19 protein-coding genes and 7 pseudogenes are annotated in these 24602 nt (G+C 71.1%); 16 read left to right on the top strand and 10 right to left on the bottom strand.

What is annotated here, in order from left to right:
• The first annotated feature begins 14 nt into the window (after positions 1–14).
• The 3 genes and pseudogenes from JNO44_RS35120 to JNO44_RS35110 all read left to right on the top strand — a co-directional run bounded on the left by JNO44_RS35120 (position 15) and on the right by JNO44_RS35110 (position 3213).
• Positions 15–443: an ester cyclase gene (locus tag JNO44_RS35120; protein ID WP_205368011.1), complete on the top strand. Its 429-nt coding sequence runs from the start codon at positions 15–17 to the stop codon at positions 441–443.
• A gap of 325 nt (positions 444–768) precedes the next feature.
• Positions 769–2293, top strand: a pseudogene (abc-f, locus tag JNO44_RS35115) (ribosomal protection-like ABC-F family protein).
• Between the two features lie 287 nt (positions 2294–2580).
• On the top strand, positions 2581–3213 hold the full coding sequence (locus tag JNO44_RS35110) for a class I SAM-dependent methyltransferase (RefSeq protein WP_240167806.1): 633 nt from the start codon (positions 2581–2583) through the stop codon (positions 3211–3213).
• A 54-nt stretch (positions 3214–3267) separates the two neighbouring features.
• On the opposite strand, the gene JNO44_RS35105 is transcribed toward JNO44_RS35110, so the two are convergent.
• Together JNO44_RS35105 and JNO44_RS35100 are read right to left on the bottom strand one after the other, a co-directional pair.
• Positions 3268–6807, bottom strand: coding sequence for a hypothetical protein (locus JNO44_RS35105; protein ID WP_205368009.1), 3540 nt, complete (start codon positions 6805–6807; stop codon positions 3268–3270).
• A gap of 323 nt (positions 6808–7130) precedes the next feature.
• A complete protein-coding gene (locus JNO44_RS35100) occupies positions 7131–7598 on the bottom strand; it encodes a hypothetical protein (protein ID WP_205368008.1) in 468 nt (155 codons plus the stop codon).
• A 345-nt stretch (positions 7599–7943) separates the two neighbouring features.
• Here JNO44_RS35100 and JNO44_RS35095 point away from each other — a divergent pair, with 345 nt between their 5' ends.
• The 6 genes and pseudogenes from JNO44_RS35095 (at position 7944) to JNO44_RS35075 (ending at position 11937) form a co-directional block, all read left to right on the top strand.
• Positions 7944–8729 carry a barstar family protein gene (locus tag JNO44_RS35095; RefSeq protein WP_240167805.1) on the top strand — a complete coding sequence of 262 codons (786 nt, stop codon included), beginning with the start codon at positions 7944–7946 and terminating at the stop codon, positions 8727–8729.
• A 147-nt stretch (positions 8730–8876) separates the two neighbouring features.
• On the top strand, positions 8877–9386 hold the full coding sequence (locus JNO44_RS35090; RefSeq protein WP_205368007.1) for a SigE family RNA polymerase sigma factor: 510 nt from the start codon (positions 8877–8879) through the stop codon (positions 9384–9386).
• Positions 9387–9556: 170 nt separating this feature from the next.
• Positions 9557–10825, top strand: coding sequence for a hypothetical protein (locus JNO44_RS35085; protein ID WP_205368006.1), 1269 nt, complete (start codon positions 9557–9559; stop codon positions 10823–10825).
• A gap of 192 nt (positions 10826–11017) precedes the next feature.
• Entirely contained in the window at positions 11018–11194 is a 177-nt protein-coding gene (locus JNO44_RS35080) for a hypothetical protein (protein WP_205368004.1), read from the top strand.
• 28 nt (positions 11195–11222) lie between these two features.
• Positions 11223–11409 (top strand): annotated as a pseudogene (locus JNO44_RS44010) (hypothetical protein).
• A 324-nt stretch (positions 11410–11733) separates the two neighbouring features.
• Entirely contained in the window at positions 11734–11937 is a 204-nt protein-coding gene (locus tag JNO44_RS35075) for a hypothetical protein (RefSeq protein WP_205368002.1), read from the top strand.
• A 185-nt stretch (positions 11938–12122) separates the two neighbouring features.
• On the opposite strand, the gene JNO44_RS45500 is transcribed toward JNO44_RS35075, so the two are convergent.
• Positions 12123–12422, bottom strand: coding sequence for an MmyB family transcriptional regulator (locus JNO44_RS45500; RefSeq protein WP_240167804.1), 300 nt, complete (start codon positions 12420–12422; stop codon positions 12123–12125).
• Between the two features lie 47 nt (positions 12423–12469).
• Positions 12470–12622 (bottom strand): annotated as a pseudogene (locus JNO44_RS45495) (transcriptional regulator); the annotation flags it as partial.
• 297 nt (positions 12623–12919) lie between these two features.
• Here JNO44_RS45495 and JNO44_RS35065 point away from each other — a divergent pair.
• Positions 12920–13805, top strand: a pseudogene (locus tag JNO44_RS35065) (carboxylesterase family protein); the annotation flags it as partial.
• A 177-nt stretch (positions 13806–13982) separates the two neighbouring features.
• Here JNO44_RS35065 and JNO44_RS35060 read toward each other — a convergent pair.
• Complete coding sequence (locus JNO44_RS35060; protein ID WP_205368001.1) at positions 13983–14222, bottom strand: hypothetical protein; 240 nt, start codon at positions 14220–14222, stop codon at positions 13983–13985.
• 153 nt (positions 14223–14375) lie between these two features.
• Here JNO44_RS35060 and JNO44_RS35055 point away from each other — a divergent pair, with 153 nt between their 5' ends.
• Complete coding sequence (locus tag JNO44_RS35055) at positions 14376–14600, top strand: hypothetical protein (RefSeq protein ID WP_102924821.1); 225 nt, start codon at positions 14376–14378, stop codon at positions 14598–14600.
• 160 nt (positions 14601–14760) lie between these two features.
• Here the strand turns inward: JNO44_RS35055 and JNO44_RS35050 are convergent, their stop codons facing one another.
• Complete coding sequence (locus JNO44_RS35050; protein ID WP_205368000.1) at positions 14761–14928, bottom strand: hypothetical protein; 168 nt, start codon at positions 14926–14928, stop codon at positions 14761–14763.
• A gap of 325 nt (positions 14929–15253) precedes the next feature.
• On the opposite strand from JNO44_RS35050, the gene JNO44_RS35045 reads away from it, so the two are divergent.
• A complete protein-coding gene (locus JNO44_RS35045; RefSeq protein ID WP_205367999.1) occupies positions 15254–16147 on the top strand; it encodes an MBL fold metallo-hydrolase in 894 nt (297 codons plus the stop codon).
• 87 nt (positions 16148–16234) lie between these two features.
• On the opposite strand, the gene JNO44_RS35040 is transcribed toward JNO44_RS35045, so the two are convergent.
• The 4 genes and pseudogenes from JNO44_RS35040 to JNO44_RS45315 all read right to left on the bottom strand — a co-directional run.
• Positions 16235–18232, bottom strand: a complete 1998-nt coding sequence (locus JNO44_RS35040; protein WP_205367998.1) for a hypothetical protein — start codon at positions 18230–18232, stop codon at positions 16235–16237.
• Between the two features lie 162 nt (positions 18233–18394).
• A complete protein-coding gene (locus JNO44_RS35035) occupies positions 18395–18574 on the bottom strand; it encodes a hypothetical protein (RefSeq protein ID WP_205367997.1) in 180 nt (59 codons plus the stop codon).
• Positions 18575–18668: 94 nt separating this feature from the next.
• Positions 18669–19139, bottom strand: coding sequence for an LLM class flavin-dependent oxidoreductase (locus JNO44_RS44630; RefSeq protein WP_205367996.1), 471 nt, complete (start codon positions 19137–19139; stop codon positions 18669–18671).
• Between the two features lie 101 nt (positions 19140–19240).
• Positions 19241–19765: pseudogene (locus JNO44_RS45315) on the bottom strand (LLM class flavin-dependent oxidoreductase); the annotation flags it as partial.
• Between the two features lie 249 nt (positions 19766–20014).
• Here JNO44_RS45315 and JNO44_RS44625 point away from each other — a divergent pair.
• The 4 genes and pseudogenes from JNO44_RS44625 (at position 20015) to JNO44_RS35010 (ending at position 24602) form a co-directional block, all read left to right on the top strand.
• Positions 20015–22819, top strand: a complete 2805-nt coding sequence (locus tag JNO44_RS44625) for a helix-turn-helix transcriptional regulator (protein WP_205367995.1) — start codon at positions 20015–20017, stop codon at positions 22817–22819.
• Positions 22820–22982: 163 nt separating this feature from the next.
• Positions 22983–23153 (top strand): annotated as a pseudogene (locus tag JNO44_RS43980) (sulfite oxidase-like oxidoreductase); the annotation flags it as partial.
• A 313-nt stretch (positions 23154–23466) separates the two neighbouring features.
• Positions 23467–23666, top strand: a pseudogene (locus JNO44_RS35015) (TOBE domain-containing protein); the annotation flags it as partial.
• 111 nt (positions 23667–23777) lie between these two features.
• Entirely contained in the window at positions 23778–24602 is an 825-nt protein-coding gene (locus JNO44_RS35010) for a M55 family metallopeptidase (RefSeq protein ID WP_205367994.1), read from the top strand.

Here is a 24602-nt window from a genome sequence, read left to right as displayed (position 1 = left end):
AAGAGAGGGTCGGAATGACCATCAGCCAGCACAAGCAGCTCGTCACCGATTTCTTCGCCGCACTCAACGACGCCCGCGTCGCCGAACTCGGCGACTACCTCGCGGCGGACGTGGTGGACCACAACAAGGTCATCCACGGCGAGCCGGACGAACCCGGTGCCGCCTTCGCCGCGATCGCCACCCAACTCGCGGCACTCGCGCCCTACCGGGCCCGGATCGACGAGCTGATCGCCGAGGGCGACAGGGTCGTCGCCCGCATCACCCAGAGCGGTGTCAGCTCCGGTGCGCACCCCCGCATGCCCGTACCGACCGGCCGCAGCTTCGAGAACGAGGCGATCTTCGTCTTCACCGTGGCCGACGGCCGCATCGGTGAGATCCGTGGCGTGTCCGACCGGCTGGGGCTGTTCCTCCAACTCGGTTGGGACTGGCCGACCGTCGGCTGAACGCCCGCCGTGGAGGTGCCTGCCTGCGCACGCCGCCTGCCTGCGCACGAGGGGAGCCGGCTCCTTCCCTTGTTCCTGGTCCGGCACCTCGCCGAAGAAAGTGCTTGCAGGCGCACAGTCACCCGATCTACGGTGTGACGCATGGGTTTCCTGTGATAGTCCCCCCGCCGCCGCGTTGAGCCCGGCTCCGCTGGCGCGCGTTCTCATCCGTGATTGCGCTTCTCCCGCGATGCCGTTCGTCCGGCGTGCCGCGGGACGTCCTGGCGTACACGGATGCGTTCCTCACCCGTTGCGTTCGGCTCGGCCGAGAACAGGGGACTTTCCCATGCCTACTGCACAGCTATCCCTTCAGAACATCACCCGTCGCTACGACGACCATGTCGTGCTGGACGAGGTGTCCTTCACCCTCAAGCCCGGCGAACGGGCCGGTGTCATCGGCGACAACGGCGCCGGAAAACCACCCTCCTGCGACTGATCGCACATCAGGAATAGCCTGACAACGGCGAGTTGACGGTGTGCGCGCCCGGCGGGATCGGCTATCTCGCCCAGTCGATCGCGCTGCCCGGCGGGGCGACCGTCCAGGACGCCGTGGACGTGGCACTTGCCGATCTGCGCGATCTCGAAGCACGGATGCGCCGGGCCTGGCACGGGACAGGAGGCTGAACACACTGTCGGGCGGTGAGCGATCGCGCCTCGCGCTGGCCGCCACGCTGGCGTCCCGGCCGGAACTCCTGCTGCTGGACGAGCCCACCAACGATCTGGACGACCAGGCAGTCGACTGGCTGGAGACCCACCTGCGGGCACACCGCGGCACCGTGCTCGCGGTCACCCACGACCGGGTGTTCCTGGAACGGGCCACCACCACGATCCTGGAGGTCGCCGAGGGCAAGGTGACGCGCTACGGAGACGGCTACGACGGCTACCTCGCCGCCAAGGCCGCCGAACGGCGGCGCAGGCTGCGGGAGTACGAGGACTGGCGCACGGAACTGGCCCGCAACCAGAAGCTGACCGCCACCAACGTGGCGCGACTGGCGGCGATCCCGCGCAAGCTCCCGTTCGCCGTGTTCGGCCACGATGCGTTCCGCTCCCGTAGCCGTGGCCACGGGGCGATGGTGCGTATCCGCAACGCGAAGGAGCGCGCCGAGCGACTGACGGCCAACCCCGTCGCGCCGCCGCCCGACCCGCTGGTGTTCGCCGCCCGCATGACCACCTCCGTCGACCAGCCGTCGCAGGCCGCAGTCGACCGGCCGTCGCGGCCGGCGGCGGAACTCTCCGACATCCGCGTCGGAGAGCGCCTGTACGTGCCCTCGCTGCGGATCGGTGGCGAGGAGCGGATGCTGGTCACCGGACCCAACGGTGCGGGCAAGACGACACTGATGCGGGTACTGGCGGGTGAGGTGCGGCCCGACGAGGGGACCGTGCGCACACGGGGCCGGATCGGGCACCTCCGGCAGGAGGAAACCCCCTGGCCGCCCGGCCTGACGGTCCCGCAGGCATTCGCCCACGGCCGTGGGGGCGACCTCGACGAGCACACCGCGCAGCTGCTCTCGCTCGGCCTGTTCGGCCCCGCCGACCTGCGCTCGACAGTGCACGAGTTGTCCTACGACCAACGACGCCGCATCGAGCTGGCCCGCCTGGTCTGCGAACCCGTCGACCTGCTGTTGCTGGACGAGCCCACCAACCATCTCTCCCCGGCCCTGGTCGAGGAACTGGAGGGAGCGCTGGCCGCATACCGAGGCGCGGTGGTCATCGTCACCCACGACCGCCGCCTGCGCACCCGCTTCTCCGGCACCCGTCTGGAACTGAACACCGGTCGACTCACACGGCGTCAGGAGGCCGCAATACTCTGATCTCCACGGCCAATCACCGTGCCCCGTAGGGGAAATGCGCCGCCGGACGACTTCTGAGTGTCGGAATCCGCCGCGACCGGGCCGGCGAGTGCGGCGCCGGCCACCGGTCGCGGCACAGTCGCGGCACGGTCACGGCACCAACCACCAACAAGGAGCGATCTTGACTCACCGCACGTCACATCGACCCGCTGCCCGGCGTCAGGGCAAGTACGGCGTGGATGCCCCCTACGTACCGACGCTGTACGGGGCCGTGGGCATCGGGCTGTTGGCCTGGGGCGTCGTCACCTTTGCCGTGGACGGTCTGCCCCCCCGCGCCCTGGGCGCTCTTCGTCGGCTGCGCGGCGCTCGTCTGCGCGGGGGTGTACCTGTACACGACCCGCCGCGGCAAGTTCGTGGTCTGGGAGAAGCTCCTCGACCAACTGGCGTTACGCGGGGACGAGCGCGTCCTCGACCTGGGCTGCGGGCGGGGCGCGGTGCTCCTGGCGGCCGCCCGCCGCCTCCCCGACGGCCGGGCGTACGGCGTCGACCTGTGGCGCAGCCAGGACCAGAGTGGCAACGACCCGGCCGCCACCGAGCGCAACGCGCAGGCCGAAGACGTGGCCGACCGGATCGAGCTGCACACCGCCGACATGACGCAACTCCCTTTCGAATCCGATCAGTTCGACGTCGTGGTCAGCAGCCTGGCGCTGCACAACATCTCCGACCCGGCCGGCCGTACCTCGGCGATCGAGGAGGCGGTCCGCGTGCTCCGGCCCGGTGGCCGCCTCGTCGTCGCCGATATCCGCAACACCCGCCAGTACGGTGCTGAATTGGAGCGGCTGGGTATGCGCAGCCTCACCCGTCGTGCTGCGGGAGCCCGGATGTGGTGGAGCGGCCCCTGGGTCCCGACGACGGTGGTGTGCGGCACCAAGCCGAGGTGACCGCCTCCGGGCGGGGCCGGCGGGGCCTACCCGCCGCCGGCCCCGTCGCGGTCGTCAGCTCTTGACCGGGTTGATGGACATCAGTCCGCTGAAGTAGGTGACCGGCACGGTGTCGGTCTTGTTGGTGGTCGTCCCTGTGCTGGTGGACGACGTCTCCGACGAGCTGAGCCCGGCGCCGAACGAGATCACCTTGTCGAAGCTGGCGTTGATCTGCCCCGACACCACCTTCTCCAGTCCCTGCTGACGGATCTGCTGCTCGCTCAGCGTCACCGAGGTGAACTTGACGTCCCGTTGGATCGAGAAGACGTAGCTGCGCTGCCCGGGATCGAGACTGGCGAGCGTCAGCTTGCCGACGAGATGCGTGGTGATCAGAATGCCGGGCGCCGTCCCGACGGTGGCCGGGTTGCCCGCCATGGCCGACGAGTAGATCGAGGGGTAGGCCACCCAGTGGGTGGAGGAGCCGTCGACCACGATGTCCAGCGGTTTGTCCAGGGCGACCTTGCCGTTGAGGATGATGCTGGGCGCCGCCGGCACCACATTGTCCTGGCCGAGGACCGGCTTGCCGTCCTGGAAGATCGCGACGGCGAACCTGCCGCGCTCCCAGTCCGCCTCGCTGGGGCCGAAGCTGACCGGGGCGAAGCTGAACACGAACGACCGGTTGTTGGAGCCGATCGGCACGGGTGGCCGGGGTGTGGGGTGCGGCGCGGGAGCGGGCGGCTTCGGAGCGCTGGGACCGCCGTCGCCGGTGCCGGGTTGCGTACCGGGACCAGGGGTACCCGGGGTGCCGCCCGTGCCGGGGGGTGTTCCGCCGGTGCCCGGGGATGTGGTGCCTCCGGTTCCGGTGCCACCGCCGGGCGTACCGCCGCCCGGGGTACCCGCGCCGCCGGACGGAGCGCCGGGGCCGGTACCCGTTCCGGTGCCGGGAGTGCCGGTACCCGTCCCGCCGCCGGGCGTCGAGCCGGTGCCGGGCGTTCCGGAAGTGCCGGGCGTGCCGGGGCTCTTGCCCGCGAGGCCGGCCGCGTTGCTCGCGAGCGAGGTCAGCAGCGCGGCGATCTCCTTCTGCATCGACTCGTCGCGGAAGATGTCGCCCTTGCCGAGGAGTTGCAGGGCCGCCGCCATCCCCACCGGGTCCGGGGCCTGCGGCGGCTGGACGATGGTCACCGCCGAGGCGGGCAGCCCCGAGGGCGTCGTGGAGACGACCACCTCGCGGCTCGCCGTGGACACCGGGGCGATCTGTGGGGCACTGTCCGGATCCGGCGACTTCTGCCAGTCCCAGAACCGGGTGTTGTCGATGACCTCCGCGGAGTTGCAGTGGCCGAGCTTGGCCTCGGCGAAGATCCCACGGGTGGGCAGGCTGATCAGCTGTTCACTGCGGGCGGGATCCACCTTCGGAAGGTGTACCCGTCCCTCGCCCGAGCCGTCGAACAGGGCGGGATCGAGGGGGAAGGCCGTGGCGTCCCCGAGCACCTCCACGGCGCGGTTCTCGACGGCCTGGAACAGCGGGCGCGTGGTGCCGCCGACGGTGAGACTGCTGCCCGCCAGCTCCGTCCACCGGGCGTTGGGGTCCTCGCCGAGCCGGATCAGCCGGTAGTAGTGTTCGCGGTTTTGCACCAGGTGCCTGCGCAGCCGGATCCGGAGCAGGTTCTCCTCGTCGCCGAGCCGTTGGAACGGGCTCGGCGCCGGCGCCGGCTCCGGTGCCTGACGGACCGCCAGGGCCCAGGTCGTGGACGGCTTCTGGAACAGTTTGCCGCTGGGCTCGTCCACCAGGAGGTGAGTGTTGCCCGCGGTGTCCACGGCCGTGACGACCAGGTGCTCCACGGCGACGTCGTCGTTGCGACCCTCGGTGTACGGCGGCGTGAGGGTCACCGAAATCGTCCGCAGATCACGCCAGTTGACGCGTTCGTCGGAGCGGGGAACACCGGCGAGATCGACCATGGCGTGGGTGTGCTGGAAGTCGCCGGGGTTCTGCAGGTGGGTCGGGTCCGGGTCCCAGTCACTGTGCTGCGGACGGACCAGGTACGTGACCTTCTGACCGCCGTCCGGCGCCCGCTGGGTCAGGGCGACAGTCGTGGGCACCCGGTCCTGGAAATTGGACAGATCACCGATGGTGAAGCGGAACTGGAACAGGATGAACTCGACGCTGCCAGGGTCGGGCGGAACCGGCACCTCGGGCTGCAGTTCCTGCCAGGCGGCGTACTTCTCCACCGCGTCGAATCCGCCGGCCAGCTGCGGGTCGAGCAGCCCGGCCTGGAGGAGACGGCGGTAGCGGACGATGACCAGTTCGTCGTCGAGGTTCGGGGACGCGGCGGGCAGCAGGACGGCCGGCCGCACCGTGCCGCGCTCGACGAGCACCCGGAAGTGCCGCAGTACCTCGTAGTAGAGCAGCGTCATCGCATGCGCGTGATTGTGGTTGCGCACGGTCCTGGTCTGGGCGGTGGAGTGCTCCGCCTGGCGGGACTGCACGACGACCGTGCTGCGCATGTCGCGCACGGAGGTGGAGTGCTGGCGGATCTGGTCGTGCAGGTTCTGCACGGTGTCCGCCGACACGCTACGGTCGCCGGTCGTGGTGGCGTAGCCGCCGCCGATCGCGGCGGAGCCGCCGAACATGCCCACCGACGCCGCCCCGGCCGCGCCGGCCATCACCGACCCACCGCGCTGCCACTCGTTGACGGCGCCCTTGACCACCTCGTCGACCGTCCGGTCGCGGGTGAGTGCGTGCTCCAGGTCATCGGTGAGCGCGATGTCCTCCAGTCGACTGTCCGTCGAGGTGCGCGACCAGTCCACCACCGCGAGCTGTACCTGCTCGCCCGGCGCCAGCGGAAGGCTGTAGGTCACCTGGCCGAGCCCGTGCCCCACCGGAATCCAGGTGACGTCGTAGCTGATCACCAGGGCGATCGGCACCGGAACACCGGTCGAGTCGGTGCCACCGCCGCCGTCGGCCGTGGACGCGTACTGCGCGCCGTAGTCCAGGTTGGCCAGGAGATGCGGGACGGTCACGATCTGGTGCACCTGGTACTGCTGGGTGGCCACATTGGAGGGCAACAGGGTCTCGCAGCCGCCCTGCCCGATGAGTTCGGCCGGTACGTAGGCGAAGGAGCCCGGCGAGAGATACCAGTCCAGGAGGGAGGGCGACTGCATGGCGGGGAAGCCGGTGGCGGAGCCGGTGAAGACTCCGCCCCGGTCCACGCCGAGCCGCAGGACCAGTGCCTGCGCCCGTTCGTCGGCCTCGGCCAGGACGTCCACCGCGCTCTGCAGCGGACCGCCCAGGTACAGCCACACATGGGCGAGCCGGACCTCGGCGGTGGAGCCGTCGGGCCGCTCGGCCAGCTGCAGGGCCTGCCGCCACAGTGGCGCCAGGTCCCACGAGAGGTACCCGGCGTGGTCACTGCCGAGCAGCCCCAACGGGATCCGCACCGGATTCCCGGTACCGGCAGCGATTCCCACGTCGCTGCCCGAACCCCCGTCGGTGACGGTCAATTGGGCTTCGAGGAAGGCCAACGCCCCGGAGACGGGGCCGCCGGTCCTGTTGTCGGAGAGAAACACACAGCAGCGCGCAGGGCTGCCGGTGTCGTCGGTCGGAAGTGCGATGCCCATGGTTCCCCCCATCGACGTCGCGCCTGAGCGGGAGGGCCGTAGCGGCGTCGGTCAGGCGACGAGAGGAAGGTAACGCAAGGAGGCTCGATCAACTCTCGAACTTCTTGTGGAGCATTTGGAGAGGGCGTGCAGTCCGTGACCGGGTTGCGGAGAGGCCCGGCCCGGCCCCGCCTGTGGCACGGTGCGCCGGGCGACGTGTTCTGGATGCCGCCCATGACGCCCATGCCGCCCATGCTGCCTGAGGCCGCGAACTCGTCACCCGCATCCCGCGATGCCGCCGGGACGGTGTCTGACAGAACAGGCACCGCCGGCCCCGACCTCGATCAACGAGGCCACTTCTCGGGGGTGCTGCTGGTCGTGACGTCGCAGACGGCGGGGCGGCCGGGGGCGGGGGACTTGCCCTCGGCGACGACGCGGACATCGTCGAGGAGGATCCGGCACGTCGCGACCGTGTGCCCTTCCGGTTCCACCTCCACCCTGGCCACCTCCCCGGTGTTGACCAGCGCGTGCACACTCCACGGGAGGTGCGTGCGGCCGAGCTGTTCGATGCGGTGGGCCGGCTTGAAGCTGTCCGGATTGAACCGATAGCGGATGGTGAGGGCGCTGCCCTGGCCGCCGACGGCGTCACCCTGGTAGGTCAGGGACCAGGCATTCCCGCCCCGCAGGCGCTTGAACCACGTGGTGTGGTCCTGCGCCCACAGTGCGGCGCCGAACCCAAGGCAGGCGATGACGAGCCCGCACAGCGCGAGGTAGAAGGTGCCACGGGAACGGCGACGAGCCTGCGAGGACATGTACGGCCGGGCCTTCTGTCGTGCGGACTACGGACTACGGAGTATGGATTACCGCTGCCAGTAAGACGCATCTGGTGGCCATCAGGTTGAGGCGACACGCCACACACGCTGCCGGACCGACCGAAGCCAACACTCTGTCGCGCACCATCGACTCTCCGCGCACGCATCGCAGCCGTCACCGACGCGTCTGCGGGTGCGGTGCTGGCGCCGCCGGCTGCGTCCCTCGGCGCCGGCACCGGAACCGGCACCGGAACCGGCACCGGAACCGGCACCGGTAGGATCGACGCCCTCATGCGGGATGCGATGCGGACATCAGGCCATGGCGGCCAGGGACAGAAGTACGCTTTGAGGGCGGACGAGGACGACGAGGTCGACGCCGACTTCTGGGGCTTCGCTCACGAGGCCGAGGGGCTCTTCACGCCGCTTGAGGAAGAGGGCGCACGTCGGGTGTGCTTCGCGGGGTGCGATCCGCGGAGCGGTCTGTTGAAGAGCCTGGACCACGTCGGCGGCCGTCGCGCCGTAGCGGGGAACGCCTGGCTCGACGTGCTCGACATCGACGGTGTCACCATGGGGTCCTACTTCGTCAACGACGTCACCGCCGTTGCCGTGCAGCCCTCCGCCCGGAAAGCCGGCCTCGTCGACCTCACGGTGACGCTGTGGTGTGACCACGCGCTACCGGGAGCGGAGGGGGTCTGGGATCTGATCCGCACGGGTCGCCTGAATCGCAAGGGAATGTGGCGCAGGCTCGACCCCGAACACAGGCACGCCTGGCTGTCCGTCGCGTTGTGGTCGCGGGCGTATCAGCGCCGAGGCAGGCCGGACGAGCCCGCCGGCCGGACATTCACCCTGGACGGCCGCCAGGTCGTCGACGAGGACAGCTTCTACTGCGCGCTGGGTGAGGCCGTCAACGGGCCTGGTGGGTACTTCGGTTGGAACCTTTCTGCCCTCGACGACTGCCTGCGGGGCGGCTGGGGCGCCGCACCTCCTTTCACCGTGGACTGGCAGCACGCGGCCGAGGCCAGGGCACGACTGGCGGAGTCCGTCCCCACCGGCGAGGGCGAGACGACAACCCTGTTCGACCTGCTCCTGGAAATCCTCGAAGGGCGCGGAGTCCAAGTCATCCTGCGATGACCGGCTATGACTGGCGATGGCCTGCCGCGACCGCTTGTCGCAATTCGATGGAAACCGCGTGAAACATTTTCCCCTCCCACCGCATCGAAGGAGTGAGGACAGCAGGACACACGCACGTATACCGGGCCACCGGGGCAAGGGGAGCAGATGAGGCAGGGCCGCGCGGAGGCGTGCGCGGAGTTCGCGGTGGCGCGGGCCGGACACCTGTACCGGGCCGCATGTCTGCTCACGGCGGGCGACACGCATCTCGCGGAGGACCTGGTGCAGGAGACGCTGGGCCGGGTGTACGTCCACTGGGGGCGGGTCAGCCGGGCCGAGAATCCCGCCGCGTACGCACAGACCGTGCTGACCCGGACGTTTCTCGCCCACCAGCGACGGCGCAGCAGCACCGAGCGAACGATGGAGGTGTTGCCCGACCGGGCCGACGCGGCGGGCGGGGACGCAGTCCTGCGGCTCACGCTGCTGGACGCGCTCGGCCAGTTGCCCGCAAAGGACCGGGCCGTGGTCGTCCTGCGCTACTGGGAGGACCGGTCCATTGCGGAGACCGCAGATGTGCTCAACGCCAGTCAGGCCGCCGTACGCACGCGGTGCGTACGCGCCCTCGGACGGCTCCGGGACCTGCTGGGCGAGGACATCGGGGCTTATGCCCACCCCTGACGGCACCCCCGGCGCCCGCCCCACACGCGCAATCACAGTCATCCGCGCCTCCACCCACACAGTCACCCTCACCCTCACCCTCACCCTCACTCCCACTTTCGCTTTCCTTGCCCTTCCCTCTCATCCCTTGCTCTTCAACTCTCTCGACCTCGCGGAAACGGTGGTGCGTCATGCCCGTTGAACAGCAGAGCGATCCCTTCGAGGAGCATCCCTTCGAGGAGCGGCTCTCCACCGCCCTGCACCAGGTCGGCGGGACCTTCCACGGCGACCGCGCCGCGCTCAGTGCCGCCGGGGCGGCCCATGGACGGCGACTGCGGACGCGGCGCCGGGCCGCCTTCGTCTCGGGCGCGGCCGGCGTCGCGCTCGCCGGTGTGGGCGGTGTGCTGGTGGTGCCCTGGGACGGTTCGTCGGCCGCGCGGCCCTCGTCCGTGGCCGCCGCCCCGCACCCGGCCACGTCCTCCCCGTCGACCGCCGCGGTCGGTGAGAAGGAGGTGATCCGCACGCTGGAGCAGCTGCTTCCCAAGGGCACGTTCAGCAACGAGGACGGTCGGGGCGCGGGGCAGGACCCGGATACGCGGCCGTACGCGTCGGTCGTCTACGACGACGGCAAGGGCCCCGCGGCCCTCTCCGTCTCCGTGGACCGGGTCGAACCCGGCGGCCGGCAGGCCCGGGAGCTGACCCAGTGCCCGGACAGAACACTCGTCCCGTACGACGCCTGCGTCATCGACCGACTGCCCGACGGGTCGGCATTCATGGTCCTCCAAGGCTACGAGTACCCCGACCGGCGGGTGGACACCAAGCTGTGGACCGCGAACCTGGTCACGCCGGGTGGGCGGAGCGTCTCCGTGCGGGAGTGGAACGCCGCCGCCGAGAAGGGCGCCCCGGTCAGTCGTGCCGAACCTCCGCTGTCCCCGGCGCAGTTGAAGCACCTGACGACGGCGCAGGAATGGCGCAGGATCGCCGATGCCATCCCCGACAGCCCCCGGAAGCGCGCGGAGCAGCCGTCCGCACCCACGGGCGGCACCGCTGCCGACACCCTGTCCGGTCTGCTCCCCAAGGGCGTCGAGGTCGTCAAGAAGAGCGGCGGCGACGACGCCGAATACGCCTATGTCGTCGTCGACGACGGTCGGGGGCGCAGCCTGGTCCAGGTCAACGTCCAGCCGGACATGCGGGACGTCGCCGATGACCTCTTCCACCCCGGGGACGAGACCCTCGCCGACGGCACCCGCATCGCCGTCCAGCAGGGTCCCGATGAGAAGGGCGTCGACGGCGTGCTGATGTGGACCGTGGACACCATGCGGGCCGACGGCAAGCGCGTGGTCGTCACCGCCTTCAACTCCGCTACCCAGCACAGCGCGGCGACCCGCTCGACGCCCGCCCTGACGATGCAGCAGATGCGGGAGATGGCCCTCAGCCCGAAGTGGTGGCAGGGTGCCTGACGGCCGGCGTCCGGCATGACATGCGGTGGCGCGCGGCGCGGTCAGGCGGTCGAAGCCGGAGACGGCCGAGGCGTGGGGGAGGGCGACGCGGAGACCGTCGGAGCGCGTTCGCGACAGGCCGCCGTGAAAAGCGGCTTGCTTCTCCAACTACTGGAGCGTTGAGAGTCGTTCCCATGAGCGACCCCACCCAGAATGCTGACCGTCGGCCAGCTCGCCCGGACGTCCGCCGACGAGCGGCAGCGGATCGTCGACGACTTCGTCCGCCAGACCTTTAGTGCCGCCCCGCCGCCGTCCCCACACGCGCGGGGGGTTGTTCGCACCTTGCAACTGCCGGTGACCATCGCGCCCACCAACCGCGCGTTACGGTGAGCGGAGCGGCTGACGTCCGGGGAGAAGCGTGAGCGAGAGGCGATACGTCGCCCGAGGCGTACCTGGCGGGTACCGAATCCGACAACAGAGCGCGGAGATGGTGGGGCGGTCTTTGCGAGCTGTGCCCTGACGATCTCCTCGCCGGGCTGGACAGCGGAGCCGCCCCCGAGAAGCTCACTGCCCTGATGAAGCGCTACCGAGCACTGAAGCGGTAAGGCCATCGACCGTGCTGCAGCTGCTGGCCGCAGGTTCCGGCGACGCGGCTTTCGCGGCACGACACCTCGCGGGGAGCTTGGGCCGTCGATTGCCTGCCGCAGACTGCGGGTGATGAGGCGCCCACAGGTCGAAACACCCGGGCCCAGGATCTTGGTGAGGAGCTTCGCGAAGCAGGCCAGGAGGCGCCTTGAGCCGGAGATGCCCGAGTAGCACCGGCGCTCCGCGCGAGTGAGATGACGGCCATCTGGAGGAGGTTCGGGTGGCGGAGGAAGGGGCGGCGAATGATCCTGCCGAAAAGTCGCCTTGATCAGCGGAGGTCCCTCATGAAGCACCTGACCGTTCTCGCGACAGCAGTAGCGGCCTCAGCTCTGATCATCCTTGGAGCTGGCACCGCCAACGCGGACGACGGCTACGAGCGCAATGTCGGAGTCGCTCCTCAGGTCGGAACTAACCAGATCACCGGTGGCCTTGAAAGAGTCGGCTCCTGGCTTCTGGGCGGCCGAGTCCTCTCAGCGACCGGTCAGTGAGTCAGGGCTGGTCGCCTCCAGATCGAAGCCCACCAGCTGGCCCAGATACCAAGCAGGCATCACATCGTCTCGGGACGCGCCGGCTGATGACAGGCGCAGCGGGTTCCGGCTCGGGCACAGGAGCGGCGCCGGAACGGGGCCCGGCCGGAGCGGGCGCCTGTGCGGTCGCGTGCGGGCCTGGAAGATCACCGGCGGAGACAGATCCCGCCGAGATGGCCCTCGCACGGACGCTGACAGGCTACTGCGAGGCGGGATGGCGCGAGAGCGGCGCTCGTCTGCCGGAGCAGCGCGAGGGCCTCCTCGGACGAGGAGCCGGCGGGGGTTGTGCACACGACGAGTGCCTGCTCCGGTGAACGGGCGATCGCCAGTGTCTGCTGTGTCACCGTCACCGTGCCGACGAGGGGATGGTGCAGCTCGTAGGCAGCGGCATCGCACGGCGCCACACGGTGGTCGCCCCACAGCGTGACGAACTGCGGGCTCTTCATCGTCAGTTCGCCGATCAGCTCCGCGAGCAGCGGGTCCTCCGGGTGCCTGCCGCGCTGACGCCCGCCAACTGCGCCAGCTCCTCGCGCCGGAGCCCGGCCACCCGCCTGCGGGGTCCGAGATCGCGCAGGCCGACGTCCTCGGGGCGCAGCCGCGCCCGTCGGGCTTGGAGAAAGGCGCCGAGCGGGCCGGGTCCGTTCATCCCCCCCCGTATTCGGTGCGGGGCCCGACCCCAGCCACACCCTGTGAGGGGTGGGACACCCCGGGAGTGGTGCGCGCCCGTCCGCGTGTCCAGGCTCGGTCTCATTCGGCAACGCACTCCAGACCCGAGGACGGATCGCATGGATCAGAGCCCGGAGCAGATCACTCTCGGCGACGTCACCGTCAGCCGCATCAAGGAGTTCTACGGCTCGTCGGAGATGTCTCCGGGCCAGTTCTTCCCCGACGGCCCCCACGGCTCGTGGGAGGAGCACCGCGACTGGCTGGCACCCGACTTCTTGACCCCGGCAACGTCACGGTCTTCTGCCAGTCTGCGGGCGCGACGCTCACCGGCGCGCTGCTCGCGACACCGGAGGCAGAGGGCCTGTTCCGGCGAGCGATCGTCCAGAGCGGCAACGGCACCGGCGCGTTCACCCCGGAACAAGCACAAAGAGTCACCGCCACGGCGGCCGCCGCGCTGGGCGTCGAGCCGACCGCCGAGGCGTTCGCCCCGATCCCGGACGAGCGCTTCTTGACGATCCTGCCCGCACTGGCCGGCCTCGACCTCCGCACCGGCACCGCCAGGGACCCGCTGGCTGGACTCAGCCCGTTCAGCCTGGTCCTGCCGGTCCAGCCCGCCGACGCTCTCGCCGACGGTCCGGCCGGCGACGTCGACCTGCTCATCGGCACCAACACCGAAGAGGGGCGCCGCTACCTCGTACCGCAGGGCCACCTGGAGTCCACCACGGAAGCCGACGTACTCGCCGTCGCCGCCCGGGTGCATGCAGACCCGCAGACCGCCGTCGTCGCGCATCGTGCGGCACGGCCGGACGAAACACCGGGCGAGCTGCGCTCCGCGGTGCTGGGGCAGGTCCTGTTCGAGTCCGGTACGAGGCGCCTGGCGCAGGCCCACGCGCGGCAGCACGCATATCTACTCCTTCGGCCACCGCTCGACGGCCCTGGACGGGCGCCTCGGCGCCGCCCATACTGTCGAACTGCCCTTCGTGTTCGACATCGCCGACAAACCCTGGCTGCACGGGGACACCTGCCTCCTCGGCCCCGACCCCGCCCCACCAGGACTCGCAGCCCGGGTACACGGCGCCTGGGTCGCGTTCGCCGACACCGGCAACCCTGGCTGGGATCCGTACGCCCCGCAGCGTCCCGCGGTGGAAATCCTCGGCGCATGAAGGAACAGGCGGACCAGCCAGTCTCCGCTCCGCGCCCGATCGGCCGCGGAGCGGCCACCAGCCCTGAGATTCGGCCCGTAAGTGTGAGATCCCACAGCCCCCACGGATCCCACAACAGGCGCATCAGGTCCGCGCGATGTCGACGAACCGACTGCAGTGCCCCTCTGTACAGCAGGATCACGATGTCGGCAGCTGCACGCTGGTGGAGTTGTAGATGCCGGAGACGGCGGTTCCCGCCTTGGTGGCGCTGGCGTTCCCGCTGCCGAACACCTCCTGCCGCGTTCCCCCGGGGGGCCGGGCGTCGTGGGTGTCCGGGGGCTGCCGGCGGCCGTCTACGACGAGGTCGTCGGCCTCCGCGAAGACGTGCGCTGCGTCGTCCAGAACTCCGACAGCGTCCTCGGCAACCCCACCGACCACGAAGACCGGCCCGCGCGCTGGAGCGCTGGAAGTACGCCCTACCCCTGGCCCCGCTCACCGTGCTCGGCACAGCCGCCGCCGCAGTCCTGCGCGCCCTTCCCTCACCCCGTTTACGGAGCCGACACTTATGGAGTCGACATTCATGGAGCCGACGTGCGCGATTTCCTCCGCAACAACCCGGTGATGGTTCGCTCCATCATCGTCGCCGTGCTGTCCCTCCTGGGGACCGCCGTACCCGCCCTGGCCGACATGGCCGTCAACGAAACCGTGATTGGCGCCGGAGTCGCCCTCGCAGCCTTATGGCTCGGCGTTGGCGCTCACCAGCGCGTGACGCCGACACACAAGATCCCTGACCCCGACGACGACACCCAGGTCTGAGCGCTTCAGGCCATCGGTGCATGAGCCCTCTACTGGCTTCCCGCCGGCAGGGGGCTTACGGCTTCGTCCTGGGACTGCCGTCGGAATGGGGTGCCGCGTGGGAGGATCCGGACCGGTCGGCTGTCCTCACCGTGATCGGTCGAGGCGACGCATACGACCTTTACGAAGTGGGCGGTCTCGTCAGCAAGGCCCCGTCGTCGCGACGACCGTCGAACAGGTCACGCCGTTCACGGACGTACTGCTCGACGGTGCGTGGCGGTCGGCCGGTGATCCGTTCCACATCGGTGGTGGAGCGGTTGTAGCGGTCCTCCCGGTGCAGCCTGGTCATGGTCGCGATGTGCTGCTGCACGTGCGGCGTCAGCGGGGAGCCGGCCAGTCGATCGGCCCACTGGTCGTAGGGCAGGCGCTCCGCGGTGATCGGCCGGCCCAGGGCGCGCGTACTGTTCGGCGAGTCCGTCGAGGTCCAGGGTCGCGGGGCCGGTCAGTTCGTACACGGAACCGACGTGGTCGTGCGGTGCGAGAAGTACGGCCACGGTGGGCCTGATGTGCACGCGCGGCACCGCGGACCAGTCGATGACGTGCTCCGCCAGCCAGTGCAGGTGCTGCTGCCGCGACTCCTCCGCACCGGTTCGGCAAGGCAAGGAGTGTGCGTCATGACCGACCATCAGCTGCCCGACCCCGTGGTGCAGATCTCCGGTGCACAGGAGATCGCGCGTGACGTGGTGGTCGTGCCGAACCAGCACGCGGAGCTGGTCCCGAACATCGGCGTCATCGGCGGGAAGCACGCGGTCCTGGTGGTCGACACCGGCCTGGGGCCGGAGAACGCCGAGAGCGTGCTGGCCTTCGCCCGCGACCACGCCAAGGGGCGCAAGCTGTACCTGACCACCACTCACTTCCATCCCGAGCACGCCTTCGGTGCGCAGGTCTTCGCCGGGGAGGCGACGTTCCTGGTGAACCAGGCGCAGGCCGAGGACCTGGCAGACAAGGGGGCCGGATACCTGGAGATGTTCCGGGGGCTCGGCCCGACCGTCGCCCGGCGTCTGGAAGGCGTACGGGTGCCCACGCCGGACGTCGTCTACGAGGAGTCCCACGACCTCGACCTGGGCGGGCGGGTGGTGCGTCTGCGGGCCGTCGGCCGCGCGCACAGCAGGGGCGACCAGGTGATCACGGTGCCCGACGCCGAGGTGCTGTTCACCGGTGACCTGGTCGAGACCGGGCGGTTCGCGGTCTTCCCGTGGTTCCCGCCGCACGACAACGACGTGAGCGGACTGCGCTGGATCGAGGTCCTGGCCCGACTGGTGGCGGCCGCACCACGGATCGTGGTTCCGGGCCACGGCGACGTCGGCGGAACGCAGAGGGTCGAGGCCGTGCTCGACTACCTGCGGGAACTGCGCGACGAGACCTGGGTCCGCCGGGACTCGGCGATGGGCCGGGAGACGATGGTCGAGGAGGTCCGCGCGGTGTTGATGGAGCGGCACCCCGAGTGGAGGGGCCAGGAGTGGGTCGACGCCGGCGTCGCGTGCCTGTGCGCCGAGCACGGTGGGTGAGGGCAAGCGATGGCAGCGGGAGGATCTGCCGGGCGGATCCTCCCGGAGCGGGTCACCGGCGTCGGCGCGGTGGGTCCGACGACCCGCTCAGGCGTCGCCGATCACCACCCGGACGCCGAAGCGGACCAGTTCGGCCAGGGCCGGGTCGTCGTCCAGCACCTGGAGCACCGCGCACAGGCCGGCGGCGCGCAGCTGCTCCAGCGTCGTGGCCAGCTGGTCGACTCCGTCGGTCGCGGCCAATCGGGGCTGCACCGACGGTACGGCGTCCGGGACCGTGACCCCGGCGGGGTCCGGGCCGCCGGACTCCCGCCGGTGGCGGGCCAGTTGCCAGGCGAGCAGGGTGTCGAGCAGACCGGCGGACAGCGCGGTCGCGGCGTCGGGGTGGACCTGGACGGCGACCGTCGCACCGTCGAGCAGGAACGCGAACGCCGGCAGTGCCGCGGCGGGCGAGGCGACCCGGTGGACCGACCAGCGCACATCGGCGGTCGTCAGCAGCTCCACGCACTGGCGGTCCGCGGCGGTCAGTTCGGCCGGTGGCACGGGGGCGGCGTCCCCGGCGGCCTGCACGGGCACGAGCCGGGCCAGCGCGGCCAGCGTGCCGGCCAGCGCCGAACGGTCCAGGTCGGCCTCGGCGGCCATCCCGTGCGCGTACCGGCCGTTCCCGGGGGCCGGCACCGGGCGCGCCCGCTCGGCGACGAGGTCCCAGCCCGGCTCCGGCGCGGGTCGCGGGGTCGCCTGCCGGGCCAGCTCCAGGGCGGTGGCGGCGGCGCGCCGCAGCGCGTCCGCACGGGCACCGTGGGCGGTGTGCGCCGCGCCCAGGACGGCCCGCGGTTCGGTGTGCAGGCCCGGGTCGGCGACCTTCGCCTCGGTGACGAACAGCGGCGACTGGGGATGGTCGCGCTCCCGCACGTCCGGGATCGGGCCCACATGGCGGTCGCAGGCCACCGTGAGTCGCTCCAGGAACAGCGGGTCCGGTACGGGATCGGCGGCACGGAGGAGGCGGACCCGGCGGGCGGGATCCTGCTCGGCTCCGGGCTTCTGCGGTCCGGCGCCGGACGAGTCGGGTGCCGGACCGAGGACGGGGTGGTGGTCGACCTCCAACGTCGTGGTGTCCAGCCGGGCCATCGCGGCCAGGTCCGGCGTGGTCACCCCGGTCAGGTGGCAGTACGCCCGGAACGTGAGCTGGATCGCGGCCAACTCCGCCACCGGGCCGTGGTGGAGCCCGTCGGAGCAGGGGCCGGCGCGCAGTGTCCGGCGCTCGGCCTCCGTGCGGGTGGCCAGCAGTCGCCGCCACGGCGCGTCCCCGTCCCCGTCGGGGGCGGCGGGCGTGCGGACCGGCCAGATCCACACCGCGTCCGCCATCGCCAGGCCCTGGACCAGCGGCCGGCCGAGTCGGGCGCAGAGCCGGGCCACCGCCTCTCGGCTGCCGGCCCCGGGTTGGTCGGCGAGGTGCAGCACGGCGTCGGCCGTACGCAGCAGCGTCTCCCAGTCCGTCGCGTCCGCTCCGTCCGTGGTGCTGGGCGCCGGCACGAACGCCAGCTCGGCCGGCACCTCCGGCAGCGTGGCGGCGAACTGATGGACCGCCAGCATGCCGTCGGGGTCGGGAAGGACGAGGGTCAGGCGGGTGGCGCCGCAGTCGGTCAGCGCGCTCAGGAAGCCGCGGGCCGCATCGGGGCCGCAGATGCAGACCAGGCGGGCGGCGCGGAAATCCTGGAAGCGGCGCGCGGCCGAGTTGGTGAAGGAGTCGATGAACTGGACCGGCCCGGCGTACCGTTCCGCCGCGTCGTCATCGAGGGAGTGCGGCAGGTCGGAGCCGGTGTCGCGGACGAATCCACGCTCCAGCAGCGTGCCGACCAACTTCCGCACCGAGGGGCGCTGGGGCGTGGGCACGGCGGCCAGCAGCTCCGTCAGTGTCGCGGCGCCGGTCAGGGCCGGAGCGAGCGCGGTCAGCAGCCGGTGGACCGAGGCGCCCTTGAGGAACACGCTGCCCCGGGGGCTGCGGACGAAGGCGCCGTCGGGCATCGCGGTGAAGTACACGTCGCCGCGCAGCCGCGGGCGCACCGCATCGGTGGTCTGGACAGTCATGGTTCGTCGTGTTTGACGTTTTTCTTCCATGGCCTCGACGTCGTTTCGGGAAAGTGGGTCGATTCGTCCGTGCCCGTCGGTGGTGACCGTGGCCTGCCGCTCGGCGCGGGCGTGGGCCGCCACCTCGGTCGCCTGTCAGGTGCAGCAACCGGGGCATCGGCGTCAGCGGTAGTCGCCGGGCCCGTTGTCGCCCCTGCGCACCCGGAGTCGGCCGTCGGTGCCGCCGGGCAGTGGTCCGATGGCGGGCATCAAGGCCGAGGAGTACTCGTTGGCCTCGACGACCTCGAAGTCCGCGGCCTCGACCCCTTCGAGATCCAGGCTGAGGACAGCAGTGTGGGACATCGGTCTTCGCCTCCTTGAAAGAGCTTTCTGGTGGGCTCTGACTCCTCCGGTCCGGTCACGGACCGGGAGCCTGGGGGGATGCGGCACCGTTCAGTCAGCCTGCGACGGCGGCCTGGAGGCGGACCCCGGCGCGCAGGGCCGCCACCTTCTCCCGCAGCAGGGGCACCACCGCGTCGCGGAACAGCTCGATCGAGCGGCGCGCCCGCGCCAGCGGCATCGTGCCGATGTCGACCTGCCACAGGATCTGGTCCACCCCGCCGAAGTCGCGCACCAGACGGAGGATGCGCGCGGCGACGGTGGCGGGGGAGCCGACGATCGCCCCGTTGTTGTCCCGGATGTGCTCGGGTCCGATTCCCGCCAGTTTTCGGACGTTGTCGGGGTGCTCGCCGGGCTCGTGCCCGTTCCAGGACTCCATGGCCTCCCGCCACACCTCCAGATGGTGCGCGATGTGCCGGTCGGCCAGGTGCTCCGCCTCCGTGTCGGTGTCGGCGACGACCAGCGGAAGGCTGGTGGCGATCCGCAGGGCGTGCCCCGCGGCGGTCGCGGCGTCGCGGCAGAGGTCCACCAACGGCCGTATGTGCGCCGTCGGTTCGAGCCAGGGGGCGTCAGCAGCCCGGAGCCGTTGCCGTCCAGCCACTGGCAGCCGTCCGGCGTCCGGCTGGCGGCGCCGCCCCACACCGGCGGGTGCGGACGCTGCACGGGGGACGGGCGTCCGGTGACCTGTCGGTAGGAGAAAGATGGCGTCTTCTCGTCGATCCGCTGCTCGGTCCACAGAGGCGGCACCGCCCGGAGGGTGTCCTGATAGCGCGCGGCGGACTCGTCCAGGCACGATCCGAACGCCTCGAACTCCTGGGGCAGGTAGGCTCGGGCGAAACCCACCTCCAGCCGGCCGCCGCTGACCGCATCCACCATGGCGGTCTCGGCGGCGAGCTGCACGGGGTGGTGGAAGGCGGGCAGGAGAGCGTCGGTGATCAGCCGGATCCGCGTGGTGCGGGCAGCGACCGCGCGGAGGAAGGACAGGGGGCTCGGGCAGTAGCCGCCGTAGTCGGTCAGATAGTGCTCGGTCATCTTGACCGAGACGAATCCGGCCGACTCCGCGAGTGCGCAGAGCGCCAACGCGTCGGAGAAGTACTCCGTCGCCGACTTCCACTCTTCGCGGCAGTCAGGGAGGAAGGACACTCCGAACTGCATGACTGCTCCTCGCTATGGAGGCACTCGGTGACGCCCCCTTCTGGTGTGGTGGTTGCATGTCGTCATTCTGTTCGGTTCGCCGTTCCGCCGGCATCTGTCGAACGACCTGCCCACCGACTGGGCCGAGCCGCACCCCGACCCCCGCAAACCCGCCGTGACCAGCGGCTAGTCACCGTCGGTCAGATGCAACCCACCGCTATACGCACCCGTCATACGACGGGGGACCTCAGGGAGAAAGGACACTGTTGGATGCTGGTCGGGAGAGAGCTGGAGCGGGACGAGCTGGGCAGGCTCCTCGACGACGCGCGCAAGGGGAACAGCGGCACGCTGGTGCTGCGCGGACCCGCGGGGATCGGCAAGAGCGCGCTCCTGGCGGACGTGGTGCAACGCGCCGAGCCGGACGTACGGGTGCTCCGCGCGGTGGGCGTGGAAGGTGAGGTGGAGCTGCCGTTCGCCGCACTGCATCAACTGCTGTTACCCCTGATGTCGTACGTGCCGCGGCTGCCCGAGCCCCAGGCCGCCGCGCTGCGCGGCGCGCTCGGCTTGGCCACCGCCTTCGCCGACCCGTTCCTGGTGGCCCTGGCCGTGTTGACCCTGCTCTCCGACGCCTCCGAGGACGTGCCGCTGCTGCTCGTCGTGGACGACGCCCACTGGCTGGACGCGGCGACCGCGGACGCGTTGACCTTCGTCGCCCGGCGGATGGAGCGGGAGAGCGCGGCCCTGGTCTTCGCGGTCCGGGACGGCTCCCGCCCCTTCCCCGCACCCGGCCTGCGCACCCTGCGGGTGGCACCGCTGACCCAGAGGGAGGCGTCGGACCTGCTGGCCCGGCACCTGCCGCAGGCCGCCCCCACCGTCCGCGAACGGCTGCTGCGCGAGGCCGACGGCAACCCGCTGGCCCTCATGGAACTGCCCACCACGCTGCGCCCCGAGCATGTCGACGGCAGCGCCCCGCTGCCCGAACACCTGCCGCTCAGCGAACGGTTGCACCAGATCTTCCGGCACCGCGCGCTGAGCCTGCCGGCCGACCACCACCGGGTGCTGCTGCTCGCCGCGGCGGAGAGCGCGGGCGACCTCGGCACCGTCCTCGGCGCCGCCGGCGACACCGAGGCGGCCATGGAGGTGCTGAGCGCCGCCGCCTCCCAGGGGCTGGTCCACCTCGACCAGCAGCAGGTGCGGTTCCGGCACCCCCTGGTCCGCTCCGCGCTCTACCAGGGCGCCCCGCTCAACGACCGGCGCGCCGCCCACCTGGCGCTGGCCGACGCCGTCGGGCGCCAGGACGACCGGTACGTCTGGCACGCGGCGGCGGCCGCGGTCGGCACCGACGACACCGTCGCCGAGCTGCTGGCCGCACTCGCCGAACGCACCCGGCGCACCGGCGGGGTGGCCACCGCGACCCAGATGCTGTGCCGCGCCGCCGCGCTGGCCTCCGACCGCCGCCGTCGAGCCCGGTGGTTGGTGGACGCGGCCGAGTGCGCGTGGACGGCGGCCCGGACATCCGAGGCCGAGGCGCTGCTGGACCGCGCCGAGACGCTGACGGACGACCCGGCGCTGCGGGCGCGCGCCGCCCGGATGCGCGGCGCCATCACCCACGCCAGCAGCGATCCGGCCGTGGCCTGCCGGATGTTGTTGGACGGCGCCCGACTGGTGGGGGAGACGGACCCGGAGTTAGCGGGGGAGCTGCTGGTGATGGCGGCCCGCTCGGCCTGGGTGGCGGGCGCCCCGGCGCGGCTGACGGAGATCGGCGACCTGATCGGCCGCCTGCACCCCGGGGCGGCCGGCCCCGGTGACGGTGTCACGGCCGGCGACGCGGACGGGCCGGCCCCCGCGAACGACGACCGGGCCGCCACCGCCCACCGGTTCTCCCGCCACTTCCACTACCTGGGCAGCCTCGCCCCCGGCAGCCACGCAACGGCCCACCCGTGCCCCCCGGACGTTCCGGTCGCCCGGATGTCCTGGCTGTCCCCCGCACACCCCAGGCCCTGGATCTGGCCGCCGGTGTTCCTGCCCTACCTGACCGGGACCACCGAGGAGATGTTGCACGCCCACCAGCGCACGGTCGACGAACTGCGCAAGGTCGGCGCCGTCGGTGCGCTGCCGATGTCGCTCGCCCCGCTGGTGGCGCTGCAACTGGTCACCGGCCAGTGGCCCGCGGCGGTGTCCCACGCCGGCGAGGCGCTCACCCTCGCCGACGACACCGGCCAACTCGGCGCCGCCAGCCACCTGCGGGCGATGCTGGCCTGGGCCGCCGCGGCCCGCGGGGACGGTGACCGCTGCCGCGCCCTGGCCGAGGAGTCCCTGACGTTGTCGGTCCCGCGCCGCATCACCTCCGCCATCGCACTGGCCCGATGGGCGCTGGGACTCCAGGCCCTCGCCGAAGGCCAACCGGACCGGGCCGCCCGGCTGCTGGGCGAGGTGGCCGCCCCGGGCGCACCCGCCGAGCACTTCATGGTGGGCTGGCTGGTGCTGCCGGACCTGGTCGAGGCCGCGGTACGGGCCGGGGAGCCGGCGCAGGCCCGGGCGGCGCTGGACCGCTTCGAGGAACGGGCCGCGCCCGCCCACCTCCCGCACCTGCGCGCCATGTGGCTCCGGTGCCGGGCGCTCCTCGCGTCCAGCGACGACGCCGACGACCTGTTCACCGAAGCCTTGGAGGCCCCCCACCCCTCGACCTTCGACACCGGCCGGATGCACCTCCTCTACGGCGAGTGGCTGCGCCGCAACCGCCGCATCAAGTCGGCCCGGGACCACCTGCACCAGGCCGAGACGTATCTGCGCATGCTCGGTGCCCGTCCCTGGGTGGAGTTGGCCCGTCAGGAACTGCGCGCCGCCGGCGACCGCGCCCCGGACCAGCCGGCCCCCGAGCCGTCCGCCGAAGCCGGTCGGCTCACTTCACGGGAGCTGGAGATAGCCCGGCTGGCCGCCCAGGGCATGAGCAACCGGGACATCGCCGCCCGCCTCTTCCTCAGCCCCCGCACCGTCGGCTACCACCTGTACAAACTCTTCCCCAAGCTCGGTATCACCTCCCGCATCCAGCTCCACGGCAAGAGTTTCGGCTGACGGCGGCACCGGTCCCCGGAACGACGTCCCAGTGATGCGGAAGGCAGAAGGTGACCACCTGTCAGGCAAACCTGCCACAATGGCTCACATCTGCGAGGGTGATCGCTGCTTCAGGCTGGCACATGCCGAAGCGGTGCAGTGAACGAGGGTGAGGTGCGTCGTCGTGGGGACCGAACCGCTCCCCCCAGGGCAGCGAAGGGTCAAGGGTTGGCCCGTCTCGCACTACGGTCCGGTCCCCAGGTTTCGTCAGGACGCCTGGAGACTCCAGGTCTTCGGGGCCACAGCGAGCGGCACCACATACGCCTGGACGTTGGACGAGATCGCCGCCCTCCCCTCTCGCATTTGCCGCTCGTGAAGGGCTGTCGTGATCCCTTTTGCCATGCACCGGGCACCGGCCGGCATCTGGGCGTCCGACCCCCTTGCATATCGATAAGTCCAGGTCAGAGCCGCTTCCCTCGCCTGAAATCCCTTCGTGCGAGACCGTACCGAAAGAGCCATGAGGTTGCAGGAATTCGGCTGGCACAAGTGACACGATCGCCGCTGGACGGGAATTCCCCTCCGATACTGTCGACCATCTGTCCGGCACCTGCCGGCCACACAGATGCCCGCCGTTTCGATTCCGATTTTGAGGGGTGCAACCCATGAGCATGTCCATTCGCAACCAGATCCCGGGCACCGTCGCCGCCGTGACGACCGGGGGCACCATGGGCTCGGTCAACTCACCGTCCAGGGCGGTGAGTTGACCGCTGCCATCACCAAGGACGCCGTCGAAGCCCTCGGCCTGACCTCCGGTGTCCCCGTCGTCGCGCTCATCAAGTCGACCGAGGTCTCCCTCGCTGCCGCCTGATCCTCCCCGCGCCACCCTCGGCGTGTTCTCGGCGGGTTCCGCGCCCTCGATGGTGTGCACGGCGTCGGCGGGGTAGGTCGGGAGGACAACGTCTCATACCGGGAGCCGGTGGTGAAGGTCTTCGTCTCGTCCGACATGGAAGGCACCGCGGGGGTCGTGGACTGGTCGCAGTGCCGGCCCGCGGAGCCCGAGTACGCCTACTACCGGGGCCTGCTGCAAGAGGAGGTCAACGCCGCCATCGAGGGGGCGATGGCGGGCGGCGCGACCGAGTTCCTGGTCAACGACTCGCACTCGAAGATGGCGAACCTGCGCCCCGACACCCTTGCGGGCCGGGCGCGTTACCTGTCCGGACGGCACAAGCCCCTGTACATGATGCAGGGCCTGGACGCCTCGTTCGACGGCGTCTTCTTCGTCTCGTACCACGGCTCCATGGCGGGCGCGCCGGCGACCCTCTCGCACACCTACAACCCCCTGGCCATCAGTGAGGTGCTGCTCAACGGCGTCACGGCGGGGGAGAGCGGGATCAACGCGCTGGTGGCGCTGGGGCACGGCGTGCCGGTCGTGTTGATCACCGGGGATGACACGACGGCCGCCGAGATCGAGCCGTTCTGCCCGGGCATCCACAGCGCCGTGGTCAAGTCGTCGGTGAGCCGCTTCGCCGCGGACAGCCTGCACCCCACCACCGCTCGCGAACTGATCCACCAGGCCGCGGAAGAAGCGGTGCGTGCCCTGCCGCGGGCCACACCGCCGCGCATCGCCCTACCGGCCACGCTCACTGTGCGCTTCCGCAACCCCGATCTCGCCGAGATGGCGACGTGGATCAACGGCATCGAACGCGCCGACGCCGTGAGCGTCCGCACGACGGACGAGGACCCGATCCGGCTCTACCGCAGGTTCGTCACCGCCGTCCTGCTCACCCGGGGCATCGCGGAGTGA

It is taken from the genome of Streptomyces noursei (assembly GCF_016917755.1).
Taxonomy (GTDB): Bacteria; Actinomycetota; Actinomycetes; order Streptomycetales; family Streptomycetaceae; genus Streptomyces; species Streptomyces yunnanensis.
The sequence above is the reverse complement of the archived record's forward strand: the minus strand, read 5'-3'. Positions and strand labels throughout refer to the sequence as shown.